This is a genomic window from Carboxydothermus pertinax (assembly GCF_001950255.1).
In the GTDB taxonomy this organism is placed as follows: Bacteria; Bacillota; Z-2901; order Carboxydothermales; family Carboxydothermaceae; genus Carboxydothermus; species Carboxydothermus pertinax.
On sequence record NZ_BDJK01000014.1, the window covers coordinates 1 to 25,918 of the forward strand.

The window sequence follows — 25,918 nt, forward strand, 5'->3', positions numbered from 1 at the left end:
ATTTGCCCTTAATTACAAAACCCCCGTCCAATATAGAATTGAACAGGGGTTCATCTAGTATTTTTTGTGTCTACTAAGTCTTGACCAGTTCACAAAAGGGGCAGTTTTTTTGCCTATGGAATAAATGAATTTTGTATACATATATTTTACCAGGAGCGTATTTACAGGGGGATAAGTAAATGATTTATTTAGTTACTTTTTGTGAGGGTGAAGAAGTATGGTATATATTTGCAAAAGATTTTGAAAAAATAATCCGAGATCTTCTGGATAGAAACCTTATAGTTGTTAAATTACCAGGATAAAACCGGCTTTTGCCGGTATTTTTATTACTTATCTTTTGCTTAAGTAAAATGTCTACTGCATATAATGTATTAACACGAAGGGAGGTAAGCCTATGGAGTTTTTAGAGAAACTTGAGGCTTACAAAAAAAGGGAGCGGGAACTGGCCTGGGAGGGCAGTTTTAAAGAATATTTAGAATTGGTAAAAAAACGGCCATATATTGCCCAGCTTGCTCACAGCCGCATTTATAACATGATTAAATCTTATGGAGTAATTGATAGCGAAGAAGGGAGAAAATATCGCTTTTTTACCTCGGAATTATTTGGCTTAGATAAGACCCTATCCAAATTAGTCGAAGAATATTTTCACCCAGCCGCAAGAAGGCTAGATGTGAGAAAGCGGATTCTCTTATTAATGGGGCCGGTTAGCGGAGGGAAGTCTACCTTAGTTACCCTTTTAAAAAGGGGGTTGGAAAAGTACAGCCGCACTGAGGAAGGGGCTCTATATGCCATTAAGGGCTGCCCGATGCATGAAGAGCCTCTCCATTTAATACCAAAAGAATTGAGGGAAGATTTTGAAAAAGAATTTGGGGTTTTTATCGAAGGAGATTTATGTCCCCGCTGCCAGGTGATGCTGGAAGAAGAATATCATGGCAATATTGAAGAAGTAAGGGTAGAAAGAATATTTTTATCTGAGGAAAAGCGCATAGGTATTGGAACTTTTTCACCCTCTGACCCCAAATCCCAGGACATAGCTGAGTTGACGGGAAGCGTAGATTTTAGCGCGTTGCCGGTTTATGGAGCAGAATCTGACCCACGAGCTTACCGCTTTGACGGGGAGCTTAATATCGCAAACCGCGGAATTATGGAGTTCCAGGAAATGTTAAAATGTGACGAAAAATTTTTATGGAATTTATTAAGCTTATCTCAGGAAGGAAATTTTAAAGCAGGAAGATTCGCCTTAATTTATGCTGATGAACTAATCGTTGCCCATACCAATGAAGCAGAATATAAAGCCTTTATTAGCAATAAAAAGAACGAAGCCCTGCTTTCGCGCATGATTGTAATTAAAATCCCCTATAATTTAAAAGTTTCGGAAGAGGTAAAAATTTACGAAAAGTTAATAAAGCAAAGTGATTTAACCAACATCCATATCGCTCCCCATTCCCTTAGAGTTGCGGCAATGTTTTCGGTTTTATCAAGGCTTAAAGAAAGTAAAAAGCAAGGAATGGACCTAGTGAAAAAAATGAAGCTTTATGACGGAGAAGATGTGGAAGGCTTTAAACCTAAGGATGTGGCAGAGTTACAAAACGAAGCCGAGGAAGAAGGAATGTCAGGGGTTGACCCCAGGTATGTAATCAACAGGCTTTCCTCGGCATTAATTAAAACCGCAACGGCCTGCATTAATCCTTTAGATGTGTTACGGGCTTTAAAGGACGGTTTAGATCAGCATCCGTCTATAAGCAAAGAAGAAAAGGACAGACTTTTAAACCTGGTATCAATAGTTCGAAAAGAATACGACGAGTTAGCTAAAAAAGAGGTGCAAAAAGCTTTTGTTTATTCATTTGAGGAATCGGCTAGAAATTTATTTAATAATTATTTAGATAATGTGGAAGCATATTGTAACGGCACAAAATTAAGAGATCCTATTACTGATGAGGAAATAGATCCTGATGAAAAGTTGATGCGTTCTATTGAAGAACAAATTGGTGTGACCGAGTCGGCAAAAAAAAGCTTTCGAGAAGAGATTTTAATTCGTCTTTCCATTTACGCCCGTAAGGGTAAAATTTTCGATTATCACTCCCATGAACGATTAAAAGAAGCTATTGAAAAAAAACTTTTTGCCGATTTAAAAGATGTGGTAAAAATCACTACCTCAACAAAGACGCCCAATGCCCAGCAACTCAAGAAACTAAACGAGGTTAGTGAACGCCTTATCAACCACCATGGTTATTGTGCGGTTTGCGCCAATGAACTTTTAAAATACGTGGGAAGTTTGTTAAACAGGTAGGTGAGGACGATGGGAAATTTTATTATTTCTAAGGAAGACTGGAGTCTTCACCGTAAAGGGGAATTAGATAAAGAGCGTCATCAGCAAAAGGTGCGGGAAGCAATTAAAAAAAATCTTCCGGAAATTTTAAGCGATGAAGCGATAATCATGAGTGATGGGAAAAAAATTGTTAAAGTTCCAATTCGCAGTATTGAACAGTTTCGCTTTCGCTACGATTTAAACAAACAAAAACATACCGGGCAAGGTAGCGGTGAGACAAAAGTTGGTGATGTTTTGGGAAAAGATGGGAGTAATGCTAAGGGGGATAAAGGTAAAGGAGCCGGGGATATGCCAGGGCAGGATTATTATGAGGCGGAAGTTTCCATTGATGAGTTAACGGAAATCCTTTTGGAAGATTTAGAACTGCCCCACTTGAAAAATAAAAGTTACGATCAGATAAAGAATGAAAGTTATGAGTTTAGGGATGTCAGAAAAAAAGGTTTAAAAGGTAATATCGATCGCAAAAAAACTGTTTATGAAGCATTAAAACGAAATCTTTTAAAAAATAGGGAAAATCTATTTCAAATTTCTGATGAAGATTTACGGTATAAAACCTGGGAAATAGTGGAAAAACCTGACTCCAATGCTGTGGTAATAGCAATGATGGATAGTTCCGGTTCCATGGGACCCTTTGAAAAATACATTGCCCGTACCTTTTTCTTTTGGCTGGTACGAATTTTAAAGCTAAAATACCAAAATGTTGAAATTGTTTATTTATCCCATCACACTGAAGCTAAAGAAGTATCGGAAAAAGAGTTTTTCACCAAAGGGGAAAGTGGCGGCACGAGATGCTCTTCGGTATACCAGTTAGCATTAGACATTATAAAACACCGGTATAATCCCAATCTTTATAATTTGTATGCTTTTCATTTTTCCGATGGGGATAATCTGTCTTCCGATAATGAGCTTTGTCTAAAACTTGTAAGAGAACTATTAAATGTTTGCAACTTAGTAGGCTATGGCGAAATCGAAGGACCTTACTACTATACCGCTACCTTAAAAAATGAATATAAAAAGATAAACAATTCCAATTTTGTAATGGTAACCATTAAAGACAAAATTGGCGTATATCAAGCTTTAAAAGCTTTTTTAAAAAAAGAGAATTAGCTTTGGGGGAGAGCCTATGGAAGAATTGGCTTATTTGGAAAAGACAGCTGAGGAAATAGAAAAGATAGCTTCTAATTTTGGGCTAGATTTTTTCCCTATACGATTTGAAATTTGTCCTGCAGAGATTATTTATACTTTTGGGGCTTATGGTATGCCCACCCGTTTTTCCCACTGGACCTTTGGCAAAGCTTACCATAAAATGAAAACTCAATATGATTATAATTTAAGTCGGATTTATGAGCTGGTAATTAATACCAACCCGTGTTATGCTTTTCTTTTAGAGGGAAACAGTTTAATTCAAAATAAACTGGTAATAGCCCACGTTTATGGACATTCAGATTTTTTTAAAAATAATTGGCATTTTAAAAATACCAATAGGCAAATGCTTGAAACAATGTCGGTGCATGCTCAAAGGATTGATGAATTTTCCTTTCGTTACGGGAAAGAGAAAGTTGAAAAGTTTTTAGATGCAGTCCTTTCAATTGAAGAACATATTGACCCCTTTGCAGAATGGATAAAAGAGCAAAAAGCGGAGAAAAAAGTAAAGGATGTTATGACACCGTACGATGACCTCTGGCAGGAGATAAACCCAATAAAAAGAGAAAAGGAAAAAGAGAAAAAACCGGAAAAAGACTTATTGGGTTTTATTGGGTATAACGGCAGGTATTTAGAGGATTGGCAACGGGAAATAATCTTTATGGTTCGGGAAGAAATGGAATATTTTTGGCCGCAACTTAAGACTAAAATAATGAATGAAGGATGGGCGGCTTATTGGCATATCAGGATTATGCGGGAATTGGATTTGACTGAGGTTGAAAGCATTGAATACGCTAAATTAAATGCCCAAATCTTACATCCATCCCGGTATAGTATCAACCCATATCTTTTAGGACTTAAAATTTTTGAAGATATTGAAAAAAGATATGGCCGGGAAATGATTTTTGAAGTTAGAGAAATTGATTCTGACCAATCCTTTTTAAGAAATTACCTCACCAAAGAGTTAGTGGAAGAGCTTGATTTATATAATTTTCAAAAGGTCGGCAGTGAATGGCGGGTAACAGAAAAGGCCTGGGAAAAGGTAAGGGATAATTTGGTTTTAACTTTAAACAATTGTGGTTTTCCTTACATTGAAGTCACTGATGGAGACTATGCAAAAAACGGTGAACTTTATTTGAAACATCGCTTTGAGGGAATAGAGCTGGATATTTATTATCTAGAAAAAACCTTACCGTACGTTTTTGAACTTTGGGGAAAGCCAGTTCATTTAGAAACGGTAGTAGATCGTAAAAATGTTTTGTTTACCTATAATGGTGAAAAGCACCAACGAAAATTAATCGAAAAATCGGGGTAATAATAAAAGCAAAGGAGGTTTTAATAAAGATGAAACCTAAAAAGCCAGATCGATACGGAGAATTATTAGAAACTAAAAGAGAGCATTTTTGGCGGAATGTTAATCAGGTAAAAGAGGGAATTTCAGCCGAAAGAGAAAAGTTTCCACTGGGTTTTAAAACTACCACGCCAAAGTTTTTTGACAGCAATAAAGAAGATGATTAATTTAAAAACCAAAGCCGGTCCTCAAACGACCGGCATATTTTTTATATTCTGGCGGGAGTGAATAGGAATCGAACCTACCATGGACGGTTTTGCCGCCCAACGACGGGTTTGAAGCCCGCGGGGCCCACCAGGACCCAGTCACTCCCGCTTTTTTATGAACATGAATTATTATATAATAAAATTGTTATCTCGTCAAAAGTATCTCAAAGAAGGATTTTTGACTCTAGAAGAAGAATATTTGTGTGAGAAAATAGTTATGGAGGATAGGAAATTGTTTAATCTGATAAAAGAAGACCTAATGAAAGTTGAACGGGAACTTTTTAATGAAGTCGCGGAACGGGAAGAATATTTAAATGACCCGGCGCTTCATCTTTTAAGGGCTGGAGGGAAAAGACTGCGTCCTGCCTTTGCTTTGCTTTCAGCAAAGCTTGGGGATTATGAATTTGAAAAAGTTAAGCCATTAGCTGTAGCTTTAGAATTAATCCACATGGCCACTTTAGTTCATGACGATGTTGTGGATAATTCGTTTTTACGGAGAGGGCTTCCTACTGTTAAAGCAAATTGGGGTAATAAAATTTCGGTACATATTGGGGATAGGATTTTTGCAAGATCTTTAATTTTAATTGATGCTTGCAAAAACAGCTACGTTGCCAAAGTGCTTTCCGATGTTAGTGTTAAAATGAGTGCTGGAGAAATTCAACAATTAAACAGTGCAAAGCGAATTTCAACCAGTGTCAAAGAATACTTGTTAAAAATCCGCAGAAAAACGGCGCTTTTATTATCCGCAAGCTGTGAGCTTGGGGGAGTTATGGCTAATGTTCCATCTCGGGTAGTAAGTGCCCTTAAAATTTATGGGCTTTATGTGGGTATGGCTTTTCAAATTATTGATGATATACTGGATTTTACGGCGGATGAAAAAGTTTTAGGAAAACCAGTAGGAAGTGATCTAAAACAAGGATTAATAACTTTACCGGTTTTACTGGCATTAAAAAATGATAAAAATAATAAGTTATGGACGGAACTTTTAAAGCTTAATAACAGTACAGCCAATGTAGAACAAATAATTTCAGAGGTTAAGGCCCTTGGAGGTATAAATGAAGCTTATGTTTGGGCCAAAAATTACGTGGATAAAGCAATAAAGGCTTTTGAATTTGTACCCAATTCACCGGTTAAAGATTCTTTTTTGGAAATAGCAAAATTTATTGTTGCAAGAAATTATTAAATTTAGCAGGAAAACTAGCAATTTTGTAGAAATTATTTGTGAAAAGTGTATTTTAAAAAACAAAAAGGAGCGCGTTTGGTATGTATTTAGTGGTTGTGGGGGTAAATCACAGGACAGCTCCGGTCGATGTGCGGGAAAAACTATCTTTTTCCGAACACCGATTAGGAGAAGCTTTTGCCAAATTAAAATCCTATCCTACAATTGATGGTGTTGTAATCCTTTCTACTTGTAATCGCACTGAAGTTTATGTAGCTGCTTTGGAAATTGACAATGGGTTAAAAGCTGTTCGGGAATTTCTTGCTAATTGGGCTGGTTTGTCCCTTTCTGAGATTAAAAACTATACTTATAACTACACACTGTATGATGCAGTACACCATTTATTTAGAGTGGCATCGGGACTTGATTCAATGATTTTAGGGGAAACCCAGATCTTGGGGCAGGTTCGTGATGCCTATATAAAAGCTTCTTCGTTCAAAGCTTCCAATAAAATATTGAATACGTTATTTCAACACGCTATAACTGTGGGTAAAAAAGTTCGTACCGAAACTGGAATTGATAAAAATCCAGTTTCGGTTAGTTATGCCGCAGTTCAATTAGCGTGTTCATTTTTTGGAAGCCTTAGGGATAAAAAGGCATTATTAATTGGCGCTGGTAAAATGAGTAATTTAACAGCAAAGCATTTAAGTTATTATGGAATAGAAGAAATTATTGTTACCAACCGTTCCTTTGACAAAGCTGAAACTTTTGCTCGGCAGTTTAATGGCACTGCTATACCTTTTGAAAAAATTTACGACATCCTCTTAGAGGTTGACGTAGTAATTAGCTGTACCGGAGCACCTCATTTAATTATTCATAAAGACCGGCTTGAGCCTATTGTGAAAAAGCGGGTAAAGCCTTTGTACTTAATAGATATTGCCGTACCCCGAGATATTGATCCAGAAATAACAAATCTTCCCAATGTCTTGTTACATGACATTGATAAATTGCAAAATGTGGTAACCAAAAACTTAGAAGAAAGAAAAAGACTTGCCGAAATGGCTGAAAATATCATTGAAAAAGAACTCAAAGCATTTATTGAATGGCATAGCTCACAGTTTGTTATACCAACTATTGTAGCTTTAAAGAAAAAAGCTGAAGAAATAAAAAATAAAGAGCTTACCAAAGCTTTAAATAAATTAGGTAATGTTAGCGAAAGGGAAAAAAATATTGTTTGTGCTTTAGCCCACGGCATTATAAATCAAATGTTACACACGCCAATAGTACAGCTAAAACAGTATGCCTTAACTCCACAAGGTCATCTCTATACTGAAATATTTCAAAATATCTTCAATCTTCAGGTAGAAGGAGAGCGGCCAAAAGCGAGTTTGCCTCATCTTGAAGAAATGGAGGACGACAATGACGAAAGAAGTTATTGTGGGGAGTCGCGATAGCGCACTGGCCTTATGGCAAACAAACTGGGTAGTGGATAAATTAAGAGAAATCTATCCTGAAATTAATTTTAAGATTGTTACATTGAAAACAAAGGGCGACAAAATTTTGGATGTAGCTTTAGCTAAAATTGGTGATAAGGGATTATTTACCAAAGAGTTAGAGCATGCTTTATTAAATCATAAAATTGATATGGCAGTTCACAGTATGAAAGATTTACCCACGGTATTGCCCGAAGGACTTAAAATAGGAGCCTTTTGTGAGAGGGAATATCCGGGAGATGTCTTAATTTCACCTAAAGGATATAAATTTTCGGATCTACCTCATGGTGCGAAAATTGGTACCAGTAGTTTGCGGCGGATTGCCCAACTTTTAGCCGTAAGACCGGATTTAGAAATGATTTCCCTCAGAGGAAATCTATCTACTCGTTTTCGTAAAATGGAGGAAATGGGTTTAGATGGTATAGTTCTGGCTTTTGCGGGAGTAAAGAGACTAGGTCTTGCTAATAAGATTACGGAAAAGTTGAGTTTTGATTTTTGTTTACCAGCGGTGGGGCAAGGTTCTATAGGGGTTGAAATTAGAGAAGATGATACTTTTATGGAAAAACTTTTAGAGCCTCTTAATCACTTGGAAACTAACCGGGCAATTCGGGCGGAAAGAGCTTTTTTAAAACGCTTGGAGGGCGGTTGTCAAATCCCCATTGGTGCTTTAGGTAAAGTTAGGGAAGGCGGACTTTATTTAAAGGGGGTTGTGGCTAGTTTAGAGGGCAAGGTGATTCTTAAGGGAGAGACCCATGGTAGTATTGATGAACCCGAAAAACTAGGAATTCGTTTAGCTGAAGAACTGTTAGCTAAAGGTGCAGATAAAATTTTAGAAACTATTAGGTGTGATGAAAATGGGTAACTCGGTTTCTTGCCGGGTTTTCTTTGCCAGTGAGAGGGATTATTTAATTAAATCCGAAATTTTTTATCGGAGTTTAAGGGATTCGAAAAACTTCTATTATTTTGATGAGAAATTTGCAAAACCTTTGGAATTTTTTCCAAATGCTCATAAAATAAGTGATCTCCCGATTGAAATTTCTTCTGATGATGGTATTTTAATCAGTGATTTAAAAGATTTAACTAAAATATCTTATTTAAAAAGTTTTTACTATTACAATTTAGGCCGTTTTTGTACCGTTGGACCATTAGCAGGAATAAAAGTTTTAATTCCTAGAACTGAAAAAGAACAGGAACAGGAAATTGGACGTTTTGGTGCTGTCGGAATTGAAGTTCCACTGCTTAAAATCAATTATATTTTAGATGAAAGTTTAAAAACTTTAGATTTTTCCGAGTATGATTGGATTATTTTTACCAGTACCCATGGGGTGCGGGGCTTTTTTTTCAATTTACAACATTTTAAAATTGACCCAAGAAAGCTCTCTTTTATAAAATTCGCGGTTGTTGGAGAGAAAACTGCTTTAACTTTAAAAGAATTTGGTTTTACTGCTGATTTTACTTCTTCAAAGTTTACCGCCAAGGATTTGGCTTTGGAATTAATTAATTCAAAGCTAATTAAGAAAAAAGTTCTTGTGGCTCAAGGAAACCTTGGAAGATTAGAACTTCTAGAAATTTTTGAAAATAATAATATTCTTACCCAAAAACTATTGGTTTATGAAAATACTCCTAACACTGAAATAAAGCCTTTTTTAAATGGATTATTAAAAGCCGAGTTAATAGATGTTCTTTTCTTTACTAGCCCATCGACCTTTAATAATTTTTATGAGTTTCTTGAGGATGAAACTCTTGCATTAAAGCTTCCTCATTTTGCTATAGGTCCAACAACTTATGAAGCTTTTACGATGAAAAATATAAAAAATAAATACTTTGCAGCAAAACACACACTTGATGGGCTGTGGCATACTTTAAAAACTTATATTCAAGGAGAGTGAGGTATAAAATGGATTTGAAACTTCGAATGCGGCGGCTTCGGGCCAACGAAAAAATCCGCTCAATGGTAAGAGAAAATCATTTGCATCCAGAAGATTTTATTTATCCCCTTTTTATTGCACCCGGGGAAAATTATCGTAAAGAAGTAAGTTCAATGCCAGGGGTATTTCAGTTGTCAATTGATGAAGCAGTAAAAGAAGCAAGGGAAGTATATGAACTTGGAATTCCAGCGGTTATCCTTTTTGGGATTCCCGAACATAAAGATGAAGTGGCTTGTGGAGCTTATGCCGATGACGGGATAGTCCAAAGAGCAATCCGGGCAATAAAAAAAGAACTATCGGAACTTTATGTGATTACCGATGTTTGCCTTTGTGAATATACCAGTCACGGACATTGCGGTATTGTACGGGGTGGGGAAGTGATAAACGATGAAACTTTAACGCTTTTAGCTAAAACTGCCGTATCCCATGCCAAAGCGGGCGCAGATATGGTGGCCCCATCGGATATGATGGACGGAAGGGTTCAAGCTATTCGCGAAGCCTTAGATGCTAACGGCTATAGCCATATTCCTATTATGGCGTACTCTGCCAAATATGCTTCAGCTTTTTATGGTCCTTTTAGGGAAGCAGCCGAGTCAGCGCCGCAATTTGGTGATCGCCGCTCCTACCAAATGGACCCGGCTAATGGTAATGAAGCTTTAAGGGAAGTATTGCTTGATATTGAAGAAGGCGCTGATATAGTAATGGTAAAACCGGCCTTAAGTTATCTTGATATAGTTTGGCGGGTAAAACAAGAATTTGGCTATCCGGTTTGTGTTTATAATGTTAGTGGTGAATATTCTTTAGTGAAAGCGGCTGCTCGAAACGGATGGGTTGAGGAAAAACGAATTGTTTTAGAAATTCTTACTTCCATGAAACGGGCCGGAGCTGATTTAATAATTTCTTATCATGCTAAAGATGTCGTTAAATGGCTAAAGGAGGAAAATAAATGTTAGTTTCCTGGAATACAACAAATCAGTGCAATTTATATTGTGAGCATTGCTACAGGGATGCAGGAGCAAAGGCCGAAGAAGAATTATCTACCGAAGAAGGCAAAGCACTAATTGATGAAATTGTCAAAGCAGGATTTAAAATTATGATCTTTTCTGGAGGCGAACCTTTGATGCGGGAAGATATTCTCGAGTTAGTAGAATATGCTTCCCAGAAAGGACTAAAGCCAGTATTTGGTACAAACGGTACTTTAATAACTTATGAGATGGCCCAAAAGCTTAAAAAAGCTGGGGCCTTAGCCATGGGAATTAGCTTAGATAGTGTCGATCCCCAAAAGCATGACCGTTTTCGCGCTTCCCCCGGTTCCTGGGAAAAAGCTGTGGAAGGAATGAAAAATTGCAAAGCAGCGGGGCTTCCTTTTCAAATTCATACCACCGTGGTCGAGTGGAACTACGATGAAGTTGAACAGTTAACTGATTTTGCAGTGGAAATTGGAGCAATAGCTCATCATATTTTCTTTTTAGTTCCTACTGGCAGAGCAGTTAATATTGAGCAAGAGTCCCTTAGAGCTGAGCAGTATGAAAAGCTTCTCCACAGGATTATGAAAAAACAGCAAGAGGTACCAATTGAATTAAAGCCCACCTGTGCTCCGCAGTTTATGCGGATTGCTAAACAAATGGGCATGGATTTGCGGTTTGGTCGAGGTTGTCTTGCTGGTACTTCTTACTGTATTATCAGCCCTAAAGGTGATGTCCAGCCCTGTGCTTATTTAAATATCCCTTTGGGAAATGTGCGGGAAATACCCTTTAGTGAAATTTGGAAAAACCATCCTGTTTTAAAGGAACTTCGCACTTTAAACTATAAAGGTGGTTGTGGTACTTGCAAATATAAAGAAATTTGCGGTGGCTGTCGCGCTCGGGCTTACTTTTATCACGATGGAGATTATATGGCGGAAGAGCCCTGGTGCTTATATCAAGGGCGAAAAGGATACTAAGCAAGGAGGGAGAATGTGAGCCTAAAATTTGACCGATCCATTGAAGCGTTTAGCGAAGCGAAAAAAGTTATTCCAGGAGGAGTTAACAGTCCTGTTCGGGCTTTTAAATCAGTAGGCTTAAATCCTGTATTTATAGAACGGGGAGAAGGAGCAAAGATTTATGATATTGACGGCAATACCTATATTGATTATGTAGGCTCATGGGGTCCCTTAATTTTAGGTCATCGCCATCCCAAAGTAGAAAAGGCATTAGCTAATTGTCTTAAAAAAGGGACTAGCTTTGGTGCCCCAACCTTATTGGAAACCGAAATGGCAAAGCTAGTAGTTGACGCTTTTCCGGCAATGGATATGGTGAGGATGGTTAACTCTGGGACTGAAGCTACCATGAGTGCAATACGTTTAGCCCGGGGATTTACCGGAAGAAATAAAATTGTTAAATTTGAAGGGTGTTATCATGGACATGCTGACTCACTCTTGATAAAAGCTGGCTCCGGAGCGCTTACTTTAGGTGTTCCTACAAGTCCGGGAGTACCTGTGAATATTGCCTATAACACTATCACTGCTCAGTTTAATGATTTATCTCTTTTGGAAGAAATTTTTGCACAAGAAGGCAATGATATTGCAGCAGTTATCTTAGAGCCGGTGGCGGGGAATATGGGGGTTGTGCCACCAAAGCCAGGCTTTTTGGAAGGGGTAAGGGATATCACAAAAAAATATGGAGCCTTATTAATCATGGACGAGGTTATGACTGGCTTTAGGGTTCACTGGGGAGGGGCGCAGGTACTCTACAACGTAGAGCCTGATATTACTACTTTAGGAAAGATAATTGGCGGAGGACTGCCGGTTGGAGCTTATGGTGGACGCCAAGAAATCATGGAAATGGTTTCTCCGGCAGGTCCCGTATATCAAGCAGGAACTTTATCAGGTAATCCCTTGGCAATGACCGCTGGTATTGCAACTTTATCAGTATTAAAAGAAGAAGGAGTTTATGAACAGTTGGAGGAAAAGTCTAAATATTTAGAGCAGGGACTTAAAGAAGCGGCAACGGCAGCCGGATTAAATCTTTGGTTTAACCGCGTCGGCTCAATGCTTTGTACTTTCTTTACATCGGAGGAAGTGGTGGATTATAAGTCAGCTTGCACTTCCGATACTAACAAATTTGCTATTTTCTTTAAGACCATGCTGGAAAATGGGGTATATATTGCTCCATCACAATTTGAGGCCATGTTTGTTTCTCTGGCGCATACTAAAGAGGATTTAAACAAAACCATTGAAGCGGCTTATGTGGCGTTTAAAGCAGTGGCCAAAATATAAACAAAAATCCCTTGAAGCAAAAGCTTCAAGGGATTTCTTACAAAATAATGGTGCGGCAGAGAGGATTTGAACCTCCACGGGCTAATGCCCACTAGATCCTGAGTCTAGCGCGTCTGCCGTTCCGCCACTGCCGCATAAATAAATGGCTGGGGCGGCTGGATTCGAACCAACGAAATGGCGGTTCCAAAGACCGCTGCCTTACCGCTTGGCTACGCCCCAACTTATCATATAAGATTAAGTTAAATAAAGTCAGAGATCCAACGACCTCTGACATCTTACCAGTTTAAATGGTGGAGGGGGTAGGATTCGAACCTACGAAGGCGTCCGCCGGCAGATTTACAGTCTGCTCCCTTTGGCCACTCGGGAACCCCTCCATATAATCAACGATTATTTAATTGCACTGGTCGGGATGGAGGGATTTGAACCCCCGACTTCCTGCTCCCAAGGCAGGCGCGCTAGCCAAACTGCGCTACATCCCGTTCAATCAGGACAGTTTTTATTATATATATTTTATGAAAGGTCGTCAAGTATTAAATTAAAAAAATATTGGAATAAGACATTAAACTAAGGATTAAAATAGTAGTATGCTGCTGTTTTTTATGTTATAATTTGCCATAAGGAGTGTGATTTTTATGGATATTTTTAAGCGCAGTATAATGCTTGGTTTAGGGTTAATTACCCTCACTAAGGAAAAGGCGGAAGAGTTTATGAACGAGCTTATGGAAAAAGGCAAGATGAGCAAAGATGAAGCGCAAAAATTTTTAGATGATTTAATTACTAAAGGAAAAAGCCAAAAAGAAGAGTTAAAAGCTGAAATTAACGCAGAACTGCAAAAAATAATTAAAGAGTTAAATTTGGTGACCAGAGAAGAATTAAAACTTTTGGAAAATCGGCTAAATGAATTAGAAACTAAAATCCAAGAGCAAAACAAGGGGTAATAACCCCTTGTTTTGTTAGGGAGGATGAAAAGTGCTACCCTTAGCGCCTAAACATCTATCAAGATTCCGGGAAATTGCTGGAGTGTTAACGGAATTCGGTTTTGGCTTCTTGTTGGCATATATTAGACGACCAAATAATGTTGAAAAAATAGATTTGAATGATTACCGAATGACTGAACTTGCTGGGAATCTAAAAAAAATGCTGGAAAAATTAGGACCCACCTTTATAAAACTGGGACAAATTTTAAGTACCCAAAAAGATATTTTGCCAAAGCCATTTCAAGAAGCGTTAGAAAAACTTCAAGATCAAGTAACACCGTTGCCTTTTAGGGAAATTGCATCATATATTGAAGAAAACTTGGATTCTCCTTTAGAGGAAATATTTATTGAATTTGACGAAAACCCAATTGCTAGCGCCTCCCTAGGACAAGTCTATCGGGCTAAACTTCAGGATGAAAAAGAAGTAGTAGTAAAGGTTAAACGACCAGGGGTCGATGACTTAATAAAAACCGATTTACAAATTTTATACCGAATTGCTTCTTTTATTGAAAATAAAACTAACTGGGGAAAGCTCAACAAACCGTTACGGATGTGGGAAGAATTAAAATTAAGCTTAGAACGGGAACTGGATTATACTGGTGAAGCTAGAAATATTGACAATTTCCGTAAAAATGTGAAATATAAAAAGCTAATCATACCCAAAGTGTTTTGGGAGTTCACCAATGAAAATATTTTGGTTTTGGAGGCAGTTTACGGAGTAAAAGTAAGCGAACGGTCACGTCTTTTAGAAATGGGCATTGACTTAGACCGTTTAGCCCGGGACTTGGTGGAGATATTTGTCATGCAAATCTTAGAAGATGGCTATTTTCATGCCGATCCCCATCCGGGAAATATTGCAGTAACACCCTTAGGGGAAATTATTTTGTATGATTTTGGCATGGTGGGATTTTTGAATCCCTGGCTTAAGGAAATTTTAATCTCATTATTAATAAGCGTAGTAAAAAAAGATTTTGCGCGAATTTCTGAATTATTAATTGAATTAAGTCACCGGGAAGATATTACACCAGCAGAGATAAAAAAAGATGTTCGGGATATATTTAATCAGTATTATTTTGTGTCTTTAGCTTACCTTTCTCTTGGGGAGTTGCTAAAAGAACTGTTAATTCTTGCTAAAAAACATGAGATTGTAATTCCACCAGAAATTGTGCTAGTAGCTAAAACTATTATTGCCTTAGAAGGAATCGTAAAAACCTTAAATAGCGGATTATCCGTTGCCGAATTAGCCGAACCAATTGCCACAAGTCTTTTAAAAAGTCGGGTATTAAAACTTCCTTCTCTAAAAAAAATTGCCCTAGAAATTTATGATCTTTTTGATAAATTAACAGCGCTTCCAGGAATGCTTGAAAGCAGTCTTGCCAATTTAGAAAAGGCAAAACTAACCCTTAAACTCGAAGAACGCCAATTAGACAAGCTTACTAATTCCTTTACTAAAAGCGTTCAATTTTTAGCTGTAGTAATTTTTTACGCTGCCTATTTTTTGAGCTCTCCAGCGATTTTAAAGGCTTTGCCTCTTGAACACAGAGGCAAAATGTTTCTTTTTATTACTGTTGCTTACTTTTCCGGTGGATATATTTTATGGAAAAAGCATCGGGTATAGCATAGATTGTCCTCTTAGGGCATATTTTTTTTAGAAAAAAGCCCTAAGGGGGGAGTAAATTGTTAAAAAAATTTGTAGGGATTATCTTAGTTTTAACCTTCTTTTGTTCTACTGTTTTAGCGGAGCAACCAATAACTGATAAAAACCAGCCCCAAAATGCCTTGAAATTTCTTATAATCGTTATTGAAGACTTTAGTCAGGAAAAACTTTTTAAATCCTACCTTCCCAACATAAAAAATTTATATGAAATGGGCTATAGTGGCATAACCCTGGGCAATGAGTTAAATCTTCAGGAGTATATTGAAGATCTTTTAAAATTAAAAGGTTTTGAAACTAATTTTCCTCTTTTGGCTAAGAAATACGGTTATAGAGTTTATGCCTATGGTTTTAATATTAAAAATTATTCTGGTCTTGAATATCTGCCTAGTTTACAATTTATGGAATCAAAATTTGGTGATAGTGAAAAAAATGGATTTATTTTAGCCTTTAAAAGAGACCAAGAAAAATTAGCCGATAAAGTGGTAGAAAAACTTTATGAATCAGGGGAGCTAAGAAATACTATAGTAGTTGTAATTGGCAGCGGTAAAAGTGGAGTTTTTACAACCTTTGCTAATAAAATCAAAAAGAACGTAAAAGTGGAATTTATCTTAGATGACGGTATAATTCCTACGATTTCGTTAGCGCTGGGGATTTACCCTCAGGAAGAATGGGGACCTACTTTATGGAGTGCGATTTATACAGGGGATTGGGAGACCGAAAATCAAAATCGGGCTAAAGAACAAAAAGAGATATTAGCTTTTGTGCTTAAACTTCGTAAGGTAATAACTGAAAAAGATAGGGAAATAAAAAATTTTCAAAAAGAAAAAGAGAAACTTTTAACAAAATTAATGGGTAAAGAACACGAAAGTACTTCTTTACATGCTACTATAAAAAAGCTTAAATTGAAAATTGTAATTTATAAATTAACTGTCTTTGGCTTGATTATAACAGGATTTTTCTTACTTTTTCTGGAGTATAAACTATTAAAAAAGAAATATTTAATCTTTTAACCCCGGGAAAGGGGTCATTTTTTAATGTTATGAAAATCACAAATAATTCAGAAAATTTTAGATATTACAAGCAGGATTTTTGACTAAAGTGTCGAAAAATTAATAACTAAGTTTATAAAATTTTCCGTAAGCGGTAGGAAAATAAAGTTGAATGGTCGAATATATAAAATGAACAATATTCATCGGAGGGGAAAAAATTGAAATTAGCAGTTGCCGGAAAAGGCGGAGTTGGAAAAACAACAATAGCGGCTGGTATAATAAAAGCCATGGTTGCTGATTACGATAAGATTTATGCCGTTGACGGTGACCCCGATAGCTGTTTGGGGCAAGCTTTAGGTCTTCCGATTGAAGAAGCCTATTCAATTACTCCCTTAATTGAAATGAAAGAAGAAATTAAAGAAAAAACCGGTGACGGGGGACTCCTAATTTTAAATCCTAAAGTAGATGGCGATCTTGATAAATATGGTAGATATATTAATGATAAAATTTTTTTAATTCGAATGGGAGAAATAAAAAAGGGCGGCTCCCAATGTTATTGCCGCGAAAACTCTTTTTTGGGTTCGGTGGTAAGTGCTTTATTTTTGGATAAAAAAGAAGCGGTAGTTATGGATATGGGGGCAGGAATTGAGCATTTAACCCGGGGCACGGCCAAAGCCGTTGATATGATGATTGCTGTAATTGAACCAAACCTCAACAGTATCAAAACTGGTCTTAATATTGAAAAGTTAGCCGGGGATTTAGGGATTAGAAAAGTACGTTACGTAATAAATAAGGTCCACAATCCTCTGGAAGAAGAGCTAATTAAAAAGCATTTACCCGAGGATAAGATTTTGGGCATTATACCATACAATGATGCTTTTATCGAACTTTCATTAAAAGGAGAAGAAGTTTGGCAATCTACTAATCCGGTTTTTGAGCAACTTAATCACATATACCAAAAATTACGCCTGGAGGTGGTATAACCAAAAAGAGGGGGGTAGCTTTAACGATTAGTTCAAAAAATTTTTGAAAAAGGAGGGTATTAAATGCCAAGGTTTAGAGATTTAGAGCATACCTCAAAACCTTCCAAGGCTGAGCGGGTATGGGAGCCTAAAAACCGTAGAAGAACCACTGATCCTGCAGCTTTGGAAATGCTTGAAAAAGCAGAAAAAGATGGGGTAAAAACGGCGTTTGACCGTTTCGTAGAAATGCAACCCCAGTGTCAGTTTGGCTACAAAGGTCTATGTTGTCGTTTTTGCTTACAAGGACCTTGCCGTTTGCCAAACGATGACCCCAGTAAGAAGGGAATTTGTGGAGCATCAGCTTGGACTATTGCGGCAAGATCGGTTGGAACTTTAATCTTAACTGGTGCTGCTGCCCATAACGAACATGCTAGACACATTGCCCATGCGCTAAAAGAATTAGCGGAAGGAAAAACTCCCGATTATAAAATTTCCGACCCTGACAAATTAAGAAGAATTGCCCAAAGGCTTGGAGTGGATACCAAAGGGAAAGATGATCTGACCTTAGCTAAGGAAGTTGCAGAATTAGCTCTTGAAGATTTTGCGCGCTTACCTGGCTTTGGTGAAAACCTCTGGATTAAAACAACCTTAAACAAAGAACGGCTGGAAAAATATGATGACTGTAATATTATGCCTTCAGGTATTTTTGGTGATATTTCTGACCTTTTAGCCCAAGCCCACATTGGAAATGATGATGACCCAGTTAATATCACCTTTAGCGCTTTAAGGGTTGCTTTAACTGACTACGCTGGCATGCATATCGCAACCGATTTTTCGGACGTACTTTTTGGTACTCCCAAACCAATTGTTACCGAAGCTAACCTTGGTGTATTGGACGCCAATAAAGTAAATATTGCTGTGCATGGTCACAACCCTCTCTTAAGTGAAAAAGTAGTTGATGCTGCAAAAGAATTAGAAGAGGAAGCAAGAGCTGCTGGAGCCGATGGAATAAACATTGTAGGTATGTGCTGTACTGGTAATGAAGTTTTAATGCGCCGGGGAGTGCATTTGGCAACTTCCTTTGCTTCCAGTGAGCTTGCCATAGTCACCGGGGCTATGGATGCTGTTGTTGTTGATGTTCAATGTATTATGCCCGGCTTAAAGCAAGTAACTGAATGCTATCATACTCGCCTAATTACTACCTCAAACATCGCGAAAATGCCTGGAACCTACCACGTACCCTTCAATGTAGAAACTGCCCACGATAATGCCAAAGAAATTGTCCGTTTAGGGATTGAAGCCTACAAACAACGTATTGGCAAACCTGTTCACATCCCCGATATTAAGCATAAAGTTGTTGCTGGATTTAGCTTTGAAGCATTAATGGAAATCTTTGCCCATGTTAATCCAGAAAATCCTATTAAGGTATTAAACGATGCTATTTTATCCGGTCAATTAAAAGGTGTTGTCTTATTCGCAGGCTGCAATAACTTGAAACGGCCACAGGATGAAAGTCATATTACCATCTTGCAGGAAATGCTTAAGAACGATGTATTTGTAGTGGCAACCGGTTGTTCTGCTCAAGCCTTTGCCAAACATGGCTTTTTACGGCCGGAAGCTTTAGAAATTGCCGGAGAGGGACTTAAGTCCTTTATAAAGATGTTAGAAGAAAAAGCAGGACTACAGGGGCAGCTGCCACCTGCGTTCTTTATGGGTTCTTGCGTTGATAATACTCGGGCCTCGGATATTTTGGTTGCCATGGCCAAGGATCTCGGGGTGGATACACCTAAGGTACCGTTTGTTGCTTCTGCTCCCGAAGCTATGAGTGGAAAAGCAGTATCAATAGGTACCTGGTTTGTAACTCTCGATGTTCCAGTACACGTAGGTACGATGCCACCTCTAGAAGGTAGTGAACTGTTCTACAGTATTACCACCCAAATTGCTTCAGACGTATACGGCGGTTACTTCATGTTTGAAGTTGACCCGGTTGTAGCTGCTAAAAAGATTTTAAATGCTCTTGAGTATAGAACCTGGAAGTTGGGCGTTCACAAGCAAACGGCAGAAAAATTCGAATCGGCCCTCTGCCAAAATTACTAAGGTGAGGAGGGGAGTATATGAGCGAAGTTATTAATTTTGATCAGATTTTTGATGGAGCAATCGAGCCGGGTAAAGAACCAAAAAGGCTTTTTAAAGAAGTTTATGAAGGAGCTATTACCGCTACCAGCTATGCGGAAATCCTTCTTTCTCGGGCAATTGCCAAGTATGGTCCTGATCATCCTGTAGGCTATCCCGATACTGCGTATTTCCTTCCAGTAATTCGGGCTTTTAGTGGTGAAGAAGTAAGAACCTTAAAAGATATGGTACCAATTTTAAACAGGATGCGTTCTCAAATTAAAAGCGAGCTTACTTTTGAAAACGCTCGCTTGGCCGGTGAAGCTACTTGGTATGCTGCGGAGATTATCGAAGCTATTCGGTATCTTAAACACTCTGAAGAAAATCCAATTGTTGTTCCTCCCTGGACCGGTTTTATCGGCGACCCGGTTGTGCGGCAGTATGGTATTAAAATGGTGGACTGGACCATTCCTGGAGAAGCAGTAATAATAGGTCGGGCCAAAGACAGTAAAGCTGCAAAAAAAATTGTTGACGATTTAATGGGCAAAGGTTTAATGCTTTTCCTGTGCGATGAAATCATTGAGCAGCTACTGGAAGAAAACGTTAAACTTGGGGTAGACTATATTGCCTATCCGTTAGGTAACTTCACGCAAGTGGTTCACGCAGCCAACTATGCTTTACGGGCCGGACTTATGTTTGGTGGAATTGCTCCAGGACTTCGGGAAGCTCATAGGGATTATCAACGGCGTCGGGTTTTAGCTTTTATTCTATATTTAGGCGAGCACGACATGGTTAAAACAGCTGCCGCAATGGGCGGAATTTTCACCGGCTTCCCTGTAATTACCGATCAACCGCTACCGGAAGACAAACAAATTAAAGACTGGTTTATTTCTGAACCGGATTATGATAAAATTGTACAAACTGCTCTGGAAGTCCGGGGTATCAAGATAACTTCAATAGACATCGACCTACCTATAAACTTTGGCCCTGCCTTTGAAGGTGAATCCATCCGCAAAGGCGATATGCATGTAGAATTTGGTGGTTCGAAAACTCCAAGCTTTGAATTGGTAAGAATGGTTGGGCCGGATGAAATAGAAGATGGCAAAGTTGAGCTTATTGGTCCAGATATTGACACAGTACAACCGGGTGGCAGATTACCAATTGGTATTGTAGTAGATATTTACGGTCGGAAGATGCAAGAAGATTTTGAACCGGTACTTGAAAGAAGGATTCACTACTTTACCAACTACGGTGAAGGTTTCTGGCATACAGCCCAACGGGATTTAACCTGGATCCGGATAAGTAAAGAGGCTTTTGCCAAGGGAGCACGACTTAAACACTTGGGGCAACTCCTTTATGCTAAATTTAAACAAGAGTTTCCGTCAATCGTTGACCGAGTCCAGGTAACGATTTATACTGATGAACAAAAAGTTTTAGAGCTTCGGGAAGAAGCTCGGAAAAAATATGCTGAACGGGATGCTAGACTTAGAGAACTTAGCGATGAAGCTGTTGATACTTATTATTCCTGCTTACTCTGCCAGTCTTTTGCTCCAACCCACGTCTGCATTGTATCGCCAGAAAGGGTTGGACTTTGCGGAGCAATTAGCTGGTTAGACGCAAAAGCAGCCTATGAAATTAATCCCAATGGTCCTAACCAACCTGTACCCAAAGAAGGTTTAATTGATCCGGTAAAAGGTCAATGGGAGGCATTTAACGAATACATTTACAAGAATTCGCAACGAACAATTGAACGAATGAATCTTTATACGATTATGGAATATCCCATGACTTCCTGTGGCTGTTTTGAAGCTATCATGGCTTATATGCCCGAATTAAATGGTTTTATGATCGTCAACCGGGAACACAGTGGAATGACCCCCATTGGCATGACCTTCTCCACTTTAGCCGGTATGGTTGGTGGTGGAACGCAAACTCCTGGCTTTATGGGAATTGGTAAGTCTTACATTGGTTCGAAGAAGTTTGTTAAAGCAGATGGCGGTCTTGCCCGGGTAGTTTGGATGCCTAAAGACCTCAAAGAACAATTACGGGCGATAATTGAAGAAAGAGCCGAAGAAGAAGGACTTGGCCGCGATTTCATCGATAAGATTGCCGATGAAACTGTTGGAACAACTGTCGATGAAGTATTACCATTCTTAGAAGAAAAAGGACATCCTGCCCTTACCATGGAGCCGCTACTGTAAGCAAAATTACAGGCGGAAGGTTTTCCTTCCGCCTGTTTATAAAAATCAAAAGAAAAAGAAAGGAGAATCGTAAATGGGCTTAACGGGTTTAGAAATCTACAAACACCTACCAAAGAAAAATTGTAAAGAATGTGGTCAACCAACCTGTCTTGCTTTTGCTATGCAGATTGCTGCCGGTAAAGCTGGTTTGGATGCTTGCCCCTATGTTAGTGATGAGGCTAAAGAACTTTTGGAGTCTGCCTCGGCTCCACCGGTTGCTTTAGTAAAAGTGGGTAAAGGAGAAAAGGTATTAGAAATTGGTCATGAAACTGTTTTATTCCGCCATGACAAGCGTTTTGAACATCCCTGCGGCTTAGCTATTTTGGTAGAAGATACTTTAAGTGAAGATGAACTAAAGGATAGGGTAGAAAAAATAAATAAGCTTATCTTTGACCGTGTAGGACAATTGCACTCAGTTAATCTAGTAGCCATCAAAGGTAGTTCGGGAGAGGCTGCAACCTTTGCTAAAGCCGTTGCTACTGCCCGTGCAGTTACCGATATGCCTTTTGTCTTAATTGGCACTCCAGAACAATTAGCGTCAGCCTTGGAAACGGAGGGTGCAAATAATCCCCTTCTTTATGCAGCTACGGCAGATAATTATGAACAAATGGTGGAACTTGCTAAAAAATATAATGTTCCCTTAGCTGTTAGCGCAAAAGGATTAGATGCTTTAGCCGACTTGGTTCAAAAAATCACTTCAATGGGATATAAAAACTTGGTTTTAGATCCCCAGCCGGAAAACATTTACGAAGGGTTATTTTACCAAACCCAAATTAGAAGACAAGCTATTAAGAAGCTTTTCCGGCCTTTTGGTTATCCAACAATAGCTTTTGTTTTAGATGATAATCCTTATCAGGCTGTACTGGAAGCCTCCGTATACATTACCAAGTATGCTGGTATTATAGTTTTGAATACTGTGGAGCCGGCAAATATATTGCCGCTTATTACTTTAAGGCTTAATATTTACACCGACCCACAAAAACCAATAGCTGTCGAACCGAAGGTTTATGAAATTTTAAACCCCGGTCCAGATGCTCCGGTGTTTATTACTACTAACTTCTCACTGACCTACTTCTGTGTTGCCGGTGACGTGGAAGGAGCAAGAATTCCAGCATACATCCTACCGGTAGATACCGATGGAACTTCAGTTTTAACGGCCTGGGCTGCTGGGAAATTTACTCCCGAAAAAATTGCTCAGTTTTTAAATGAAAGTGGTATTGCTGAAAAAGTTAACCACCGGAAAGCAATTCTCCCGGGAGGAGTTGCAGTGCTGAGTGGTAAACTCCAGGAATTATCTGGATGGGAGATTTTGGTTGGTCCAAGAGAGTCCTCGGGTATTAACTCCTTTATTAAGCAACGCTGGAATGCATAACTATAAAGCTATAAAAGGAGATTTTTTATTTATAAAGAAAGAAGGTTTTTAAAAATGGCAGAACATAAAGTATTGTTCAAACCAGACCAGAAGGAAGTAAGAATTTCAGAAAGTACCAATTTAATGGAAGCTTTAAATTTAGCCGGGATAAATATTAAAACAGTTTGCGGAGGAGCAGGAACTTGCGGCAAGTGTCTGGTTAAAGTGGTTGAAGGACAAAAAAGGGTAGTTAGTTACGGAAAGCTAAAGCAAGAAGAAATAAATCAAGGCTTTGTGCTGGCCTGCCAGACCTTTCCAGAAAGTGACTTGGTAGTGGAAATACCTTTTACTTCCAGGCTTACTACTCACCAAATTGTTACCGATGAGGATAAATCTTCTGGAGTCATGAACGAATTAGACTTAGCCGAAGTGGATGAGTTTGACCCACTTTTTAAACAAATATCTCTCGAATTACCAGTGCCTACGCTTGACGACCCAAGAGATGATCTATCCAGACTTACTGCGACCTTTGCCCGTCAGGAAAGCAATGAACTTATTCTGGAATACGAACATTTAAAGGACTTACCGCAAGTTTTAAGGAAAGAAAACTTTATCGTAACGTTAGGAGTAAATGATTATCTAGGTAAAAATAAAGTTATGTTTCTAAAACCCGGCAATTTAATACAAAAACTTTATGGACTTGCCATTGATATTGGCACAACTACTGTAGTTGTGCAATTAATAGATCTTACAAACGGTAAAGTTTTAGGAACTAAAGGTAATTACAATAAACAAGCGGCTTTTGGTGATGATGTTATCAGCAGAATTATCTATGTAGACGAAAACCCCGATGGTGCGGAAAAATTAAGAAAAGCAGTATTGTCCACTATCAACGAGCTTGTTTTACAGCTTTGCACTGAACTGCAAATTGCGAAAAAAGATATAGTTTCTGCGGTTGTTGCGGGCAATACTACTATGACTCACCTTTTTTTAGAAATTGACCCAAGGTTTATTCGTTTAGAGCCTTATACACCGGCTGCTTTATTTATACCACCTATACCAGCGAGTTTGGCCAAAATTGAGATGAATCCCGAAGGATTAGTTTACGTTATGCCCAATGTAGCAAGCTATGTGGGAGGGGATATTACCTCTGGAGTTTTATATACTGGACTTGCCAATTTGGAGGAAATCACGCTTTTTATTGATATTGGAACTAATGGAGAAATGGTTTTAGGAAACAAGGATTGGCTTGTAACCTGCGCCTGTTCTGCCGGTCCCGCTTTTGAAGGTAGTGGAATAAAACATGGTATGCGGGCCATGCAAGGGGCAATTGAAAGGGTTAATATCTTGGACAAAGGTAAAGAAGTTAAATACCAAACAGTTGGTGGCATACCACCGGTAGGGATTTGTGGTTCAGGTTTAATCGATTTACTGGCAAACTTAAAAAGGGCAGGAATAATTGACCGAAATGGTAAAATTGACCGGACAGTTAATAAAGAACGCATCCGGGAAGGGGAAGACGGTTTGGAGTTTGTTTTAGCCTGGGCCGCAGAAAGTGGAACTAACAAAGATGTAGTAATTACCGAAGCTGACATCCAAAATTTAATTCGCGCTAAAGCAGCTATTTTTGCAGGAGTGCGGACAATGTTAGCCATGGTTGATTTACCACTAGAAGCTATTGATCGGGTTATTATTGCTGGAGGTTTTGGTAAGTATCTTAACATTCGGGATGCTATAACTATTGGCCTTTTGCCTGATATTGATCTTAATAAATTTGCCTATGTGGGGAATAGCTCTCTAAAGGGTGCTCGAAAAGCTTTATTATCCCGTAAAGCTTGTGCGGATGTTAAGGAAATCGCACGCAAAATGACCTATTTGGAGCTAAGCGTGGGTACCACCTTTATGGATGAATTTGTTTCTGCATCCTTTATTCCCCATACCGATTTGCATTTATTTCCATCGGTTGAATAAGTAAAAGTAGGAGGAGTAAAAATGGCGTTTAAAATAGCTGTTGCTGGTAAAGGTGGTACAGGTAAAACTACGTTTTCCGCATTAGTAATAAAGCAGTTGTTGCTGGCAGGTAAAAGGCCAATTTTGGCAGTAGATGCTGATGCTAATGCTAACTTAAATGAAGCTTTGGGTTTAGAAGTAGAGCAAGCAATTTCCGATGTGATTAATCGTCTTGCTAAAAATATGGACCCGATTCCCGCTGGTATGACCAAAGACCAGTATATAAGTTTTAAAATCCATGAAACCCTTTCGGAAGGCGAAGATGTGGACCTTTTGGTAATGGGAGGCCCGGAAGGTCAAGGATGCTACTGCTATGCTAATAATTTATTGCGCCAGTTTCTTTTAACCCTTAGCAACAATTATCCTTATATTGTAATGGATAACGAAGCTGGGATGGAGCATTTAAGCCGTAGGACTACCGATGAAGTGGATGTCTTTTTTGTCATCAGCGACGGAAGTGTACGGGGGATAAGATCTGCAGGGAGGATAAAACAATTAATTGATTCTTTAGATTTAAAAATAAAAGATAAGTATTTAGTTATTACAAGAATTAACGAAGAAGATATTCCTGAGGTTCAGGAGGAGATTGAAAAGACCGGATTAAAGTTAATTGGGGTAATTCCCGATGATGAGTTGGTAACTGAATTTGACCGGCAAAGTAAACCTTTAATTAATTTACCCGATGACAGTACGGCAGTAAGGGCAGTGAGGAAAATTTTACAAAATGTTGGTATCCTTTAATTTTACATGAAAGG

At 38.5% G+C, this 25,918-nt stretch carries 21 protein-coding genes and 5 tRNA genes; 21 read left to right on the top strand and 5 right to left on the bottom strand.

Annotated features, from left to right (window positions below):
* The first annotated feature begins 179 nt into the window (after nt 1–179).
* The 5 genes from cpu_RS14120 (at nt 180) to cpu_RS13605 (ending at nt 4,990) form a co-directional block, all read left to right on the top strand.
* Nucleotides 180–302 (top strand): hypothetical protein, encoded by a 123-nt coding sequence (locus cpu_RS14120; protein WP_268761775.1) that lies wholly within the window; start codon nt 180–182, stop codon nt 300–302.
* 92 nt (nt 303–394) lie between these two features.
* Complete coding sequence (locus cpu_RS05020) at nt 395–2,290, top strand: PrkA family serine protein kinase (RefSeq protein ID WP_075858952.1); 1,896 nt, start codon at nt 395–397, stop codon at nt 2,288–2,290.
* A 9-nt stretch (nt 2,291–2,299) separates the two neighbouring features.
* Nucleotides 2,300–3,436 (top strand): sporulation protein YhbH, encoded by a 1,137-nt coding sequence (yhbH, locus tag cpu_RS05025; RefSeq protein ID WP_075858953.1) that lies wholly within the window; start codon nt 2,300–2,302, stop codon nt 3,434–3,436.
* A gap of 16 nt (nt 3,437–3,452) precedes the next feature.
* Nucleotides 3,453–4,787: a SpoVR family protein gene (locus tag cpu_RS05030; RefSeq protein WP_075858954.1), complete on the top strand. Its 1,335-nt coding sequence runs from the start codon at nt 3,453–3,455 to the stop codon at nt 4,785–4,787.
* Nucleotides 4,788–4,816: 29 nt separating this feature from the next.
* Complete coding sequence (locus cpu_RS13605; RefSeq protein ID WP_159433971.1) at nt 4,817–4,990, top strand: hypothetical protein; 174 nt, start codon at nt 4,817–4,819, stop codon at nt 4,988–4,990.
* A gap of 49 nt (nt 4,991–5,039) precedes the next feature.
* Here cpu_RS13605 and cpu_RS05035 read toward each other — a convergent pair.
* A tRNA-Sec gene (locus cpu_RS05035) sits at nt 5,040–5,136 on the bottom strand.
* A 125-nt stretch (nt 5,137–5,261) separates the two neighbouring features.
* Here cpu_RS05035 and cpu_RS05040 point away from each other — a divergent pair.
* The 7 genes from cpu_RS05040 to hemL all read left to right on the top strand — a co-directional run bounded on the left by cpu_RS05040 (nt 5,262) and on the right by hemL (nt 12,865).
* On the top strand, nt 5,262–6,212 hold the full coding sequence (locus tag cpu_RS05040; RefSeq protein WP_234970192.1) for a polyprenyl synthetase family protein: 951 nt from the start codon (nt 5,262–5,264) through the stop codon (nt 6,210–6,212).
* An 80-nt stretch (nt 6,213–6,292) separates the two neighbouring features.
* Nucleotides 6,293–7,642, top strand: a complete 1,350-nt coding sequence (gene hemA / locus cpu_RS05045) for a glutamyl-tRNA reductase (protein WP_075858955.1) — start codon at nt 6,293–6,295, stop codon at nt 7,640–7,642.
* On the top strand, nt 7,608–8,543 hold the full coding sequence (gene hemC / locus cpu_RS05050; RefSeq protein WP_075858956.1) for a hydroxymethylbilane synthase: 936 nt from the start codon (nt 7,608–7,610) through the stop codon (nt 8,541–8,543). Before hemA ends, hemC begins: the two co-directional genes overlap by 35 nt.
* Nucleotides 8,536–9,570, top strand: coding sequence for a uroporphyrinogen-III synthase (locus tag cpu_RS05055; protein WP_075858957.1), 1,035 nt, complete (start codon nt 8,536–8,538; stop codon nt 9,568–9,570). Before hemC ends, cpu_RS05055 begins: the two co-directional genes overlap by 8 nt.
* An 8-nt stretch (nt 9,571–9,578) precedes the next feature.
* Nucleotides 9,579–10,562: a porphobilinogen synthase gene (hemB, locus tag cpu_RS05060; RefSeq protein ID WP_075858958.1), complete on the top strand. Its 984-nt coding sequence runs from the start codon at nt 9,579–9,581 to the stop codon at nt 10,560–10,562.
* Nucleotides 10,556–11,551, top strand: a complete 996-nt coding sequence (nirJ2, locus tag cpu_RS05065; protein WP_075858959.1) for a putative heme d1 biosynthesis radical SAM protein NirJ2 — start codon at nt 10,556–10,558, stop codon at nt 11,549–11,551. The genes hemB and nirJ2 overlap by 7 nt, the downstream gene beginning before the upstream one ends.
* Before the next feature lie 15 nt (nt 11,552–11,566).
* Nucleotides 11,567–12,865, top strand: a complete 1,299-nt coding sequence (gene hemL / locus cpu_RS05070) for a glutamate-1-semialdehyde 2,1-aminomutase (RefSeq protein WP_075858960.1) — start codon at nt 11,567–11,569, stop codon at nt 12,863–12,865.
* A gap of 48 nt (nt 12,866–12,913) precedes the next feature.
* On the opposite strand, the gene cpu_RS05075 is transcribed toward hemL, so the two are convergent.
* The 4 genes from cpu_RS05075 to cpu_RS05090 all read right to left on the bottom strand — a co-directional run bounded on the left by cpu_RS05075 (nt 12,914) and on the right by cpu_RS05090 (nt 13,344).
* Nucleotides 12,914–12,999 (bottom strand) — tRNA-Leu (locus cpu_RS05075).
* Nucleotides 13,000–13,008: 9 nt separating this feature from the next.
* Nucleotides 13,009–13,084, bottom strand: a tRNA-Gln gene (locus cpu_RS05080).
* A gap of 69 nt (nt 13,085–13,153) precedes the next feature.
* Nucleotides 13,154–13,239 (bottom strand) — tRNA-Tyr (locus cpu_RS05085).
* Between the two features lie 27 nt (nt 13,240–13,266).
* A tRNA-Pro gene (locus cpu_RS05090) sits at nt 13,267–13,344 on the bottom strand.
* A gap of 153 nt (nt 13,345–13,497) precedes the next feature.
* On the opposite strand from cpu_RS05090, the gene cpu_RS05095 reads away from it, so the two are divergent.
* The 9 genes from cpu_RS05095 (at nt 13,498) to cpu_RS05135 (ending at nt 25,904) form a co-directional block, all read left to right on the top strand.
* A complete protein-coding gene (locus cpu_RS05095) occupies nt 13,498–13,803 on the top strand; it encodes a phasin family protein (RefSeq protein WP_075858961.1) in 306 nt (101 codons plus the stop codon).
* A 31-nt stretch (nt 13,804–13,834) separates the two neighbouring features.
* Nucleotides 13,835–15,460: an ABC1 kinase family protein gene (locus tag cpu_RS05100; RefSeq protein ID WP_075858962.1), complete on the top strand. Its 1,626-nt coding sequence runs from the start codon at nt 13,835–13,837 to the stop codon at nt 15,458–15,460.
* A 59-nt stretch (nt 15,461–15,519) separates the two neighbouring features.
* Nucleotides 15,520–16,509: a hypothetical protein gene (locus tag cpu_RS05105; protein WP_075858963.1), complete on the top strand. Its 990-nt coding sequence runs from the start codon at nt 15,520–15,522 to the stop codon at nt 16,507–16,509.
* 197 nt (nt 16,510–16,706) lie between these two features.
* A complete protein-coding gene (locus cpu_RS05110) occupies nt 16,707–17,471 on the top strand; it encodes a carbon monoxide dehydrogenase accessory protein CooC (protein ID WP_075858964.1) in 765 nt (254 codons plus the stop codon).
* Nucleotides 17,472–17,534: 63 nt separating this feature from the next.
* Nucleotides 17,535–19,547, top strand: a complete 2,013-nt coding sequence (gene cooS / locus cpu_RS05115) for an anaerobic carbon-monoxide dehydrogenase catalytic subunit (RefSeq protein ID WP_075858965.1) — start codon at nt 17,535–17,537, stop codon at nt 19,545–19,547.
* Nucleotides 19,548–19,564: 17 nt separating this feature from the next.
* The gene (acsB, locus tag cpu_RS05120) at nt 19,565–21,763 is read left to right on the top strand and encodes an acetyl-CoA decarbonylase/synthase complex subunit alpha/beta (RefSeq protein WP_088775888.1); all 2,199 of its coding nucleotides are present in this window, start codon (nt 19,565–19,567) and stop codon (nt 21,761–21,763) included.
* 73 nt (nt 21,764–21,836) lie between these two features.
* Nucleotides 21,837–23,174, top strand: coding sequence for an acetyl-CoA decarbonylase/synthase complex subunit gamma (gene acsC / locus cpu_RS05125; RefSeq protein WP_075858966.1), 1,338 nt, complete (start codon nt 21,837–21,839; stop codon nt 23,172–23,174).
* A 54-nt stretch (nt 23,175–23,228) separates the two neighbouring features.
* The gene (locus cpu_RS05130) at nt 23,229–25,124 is read left to right on the top strand and encodes an ASKHA domain-containing protein (RefSeq protein ID WP_075858967.1); all 1,896 of its coding nucleotides are present in this window, start codon (nt 23,229–23,231) and stop codon (nt 25,122–25,124) included.
* A 21-nt stretch (nt 25,125–25,145) separates the two neighbouring features.
* On the top strand, nt 25,146–25,904 hold the full coding sequence (locus cpu_RS05135) for an ATP-binding protein (protein WP_075858968.1): 759 nt from the start codon (nt 25,146–25,148) through the stop codon (nt 25,902–25,904).
* Nucleotides 25,905–25,918 lie beyond the last annotated feature (14 nt).

What these genes read in the sequence shown, in the direction of transcription:
- cpu_RS14120 (WP_268761775.1), top strand. Translation starts at nt 180, where the DNA reads ATGATTTATTTAGTTACTTTTTGTGAGGGTGAAGAAGTATGGTATATA.
- cpu_RS05020 (WP_075858952.1), top strand. Translation starts at nt 395, where the DNA reads ATGGAGTTTTTAGAGAAACTTGAGGCTTACAAAAAAAGGGAGCGGGAA.
- yhbH (WP_075858953.1), top strand. Translation starts at nt 2,300, where the DNA reads ATGGGAAATTTTATTATTTCTAAGGAAGACTGGAGTCTTCACCGTAAA.
- cpu_RS05030 (WP_075858954.1), top strand. Translation starts at nt 3,453, where the DNA reads ATGGAAGAATTGGCTTATTTGGAAAAGACAGCTGAGGAAATAGAAAAG.
- cpu_RS13605 (WP_159433971.1), top strand. Translation starts at nt 4,817, where the DNA reads ATGAAACCTAAAAAGCCAGATCGATACGGAGAATTATTAGAAACTAAA.
- hemA (WP_075858955.1), top strand. Translation starts at nt 6,293, where the DNA reads ATGTATTTAGTGGTTGTGGGGGTAAATCACAGGACAGCTCCGGTCGAT.
- hemC (WP_075858956.1), top strand. Translation starts at nt 7,608, where the DNA reads ATGACGAAAGAAGTTATTGTGGGGAGTCGCGATAGCGCACTGGCCTTA.
- cpu_RS05055 (WP_075858957.1), top strand. Translation starts at nt 8,536, where the DNA reads ATGGGTAACTCGGTTTCTTGCCGGGTTTTCTTTGCCAGTGAGAGGGAT.
- hemB (WP_075858958.1), top strand. Translation starts at nt 9,579, where the DNA reads ATGGATTTGAAACTTCGAATGCGGCGGCTTCGGGCCAACGAAAAAATC.
- nirJ2 (WP_075858959.1), top strand. Translation starts at nt 10,556, where the DNA reads ATGTTAGTTTCCTGGAATACAACAAATCAGTGCAATTTATATTGTGAG.
- cpu_RS05095 (WP_075858961.1), top strand. Translation starts at nt 13,498, where the DNA reads ATGGATATTTTTAAGCGCAGTATAATGCTTGGTTTAGGGTTAATTACC.
- cooS (WP_075858965.1), top strand. Translation starts at nt 17,535, where the DNA reads ATGCCAAGGTTTAGAGATTTAGAGCATACCTCAAAACCTTCCAAGGCT.
- acsB (WP_088775888.1), top strand. Translation starts at nt 19,565, where the DNA reads ATGAGCGAAGTTATTAATTTTGATCAGATTTTTGATGGAGCAATCGAG.
- acsC (WP_075858966.1), top strand. Translation starts at nt 21,837, where the DNA reads ATGGGCTTAACGGGTTTAGAAATCTACAAACACCTACCAAAGAAAAAT.
- cpu_RS05130 (WP_075858967.1), top strand. Translation starts at nt 23,229, where the DNA reads ATGGCAGAACATAAAGTATTGTTCAAACCAGACCAGAAGGAAGTAAGA.
- cpu_RS05135 (WP_075858968.1), top strand. Translation starts at nt 25,146, where the DNA reads ATGGCGTTTAAAATAGCTGTTGCTGGTAAAGGTGGTACAGGTAAAACT.